Source organism: Halomonas sp., assembly GCF_052095765.1.
Taxonomy (GTDB): domain Bacteria; phylum Pseudomonadota; class Gammaproteobacteria; order Pseudomonadales; family Halomonadaceae; genus Halomonas.
In genome coordinates, this window is record NZ_JBQDJZ010000126.1 from 5,015 (window position 1) to 5,836 (window position 822).

The following is an 822-nucleotide window of genomic DNA, read 5'->3' on the forward strand; positions in this document are numbered from 1 at the left end:
AGTACTACATGGACCCCATGTCCAAGATTCCCGTGCCCGGCCCGGGCCGCACCGTCACCGCCGGGCTGAAATTCCGCTTTTGATGCGCTTTTTTGCCGGTTTTTCGTAAAAAAACCGGAGACGTAACCAACCCAACGAAGGAGCGATACCATGCAAAAGCAACTCTTCATGACCGGCCTGCTGGCCGCCACCATCGGTGCCACCCCGGCCCTTGCCGCCGACGTGGCAGGGGGTTCATACGACTCGGACAACGTGGAGACGGGAGGCTCCACCCTATTCGGCAGCGGCGATGCCGGCCTCAAGCTGGCCGGCTCCTCCGCCTACATCGACCTGGCCGGCGGCCCCATCGCCCAGTCCGACAACGCCATCAGCCGCGGCGCCGACGGCCTGGGCAATTACTACCTGAAGGGCGAGGACATCAACTGGCTGGCCGGGCTGATCATGGGCGACACCAAGATTGCCCAGGTGTGGAAGAGCGACGTGGCCTACAACGGCACCACCACCAGCATCAACAGCGTGCGCCAGATGATCGTGCCGCCCTCGGCGGTGTCGTCGTTCATGCCAAACTTCGGCGGCCTGGTGATCGGCCAGGTCGACGGCAGCTCGGTCTATTTCGGCGAATGGTCGCCCAAGGGCAGCGGCTACGCCGCGGAAGACAGTACCGACCTGAACATGGCCAGCAGCGAGCGCACCGTCTGGTACGTGGGTGACGATGCGGTAGACACCAACAGCATGCCGACCGCCATCAATGCCACCTACGGTGTGATCGGCATCAATGGTGTGGGCACTACCGCAGGCGGGTCGCCGGATAACCCGAACCTG

Annotated in this window: 1 protein-coding gene; it reads left to right on the top strand. The window is 63.5% G+C overall.

The window, feature by feature from the left end; translation table 11 throughout:
* Positions 1-150: 150 nt before the first annotated feature.
* Positions 151-822 (top strand): hypothetical protein (locus tag ACTH3D_RS12345; RefSeq protein WP_441667427.1); only part of this gene is annotated, 672 nt, incomplete at its 3' end.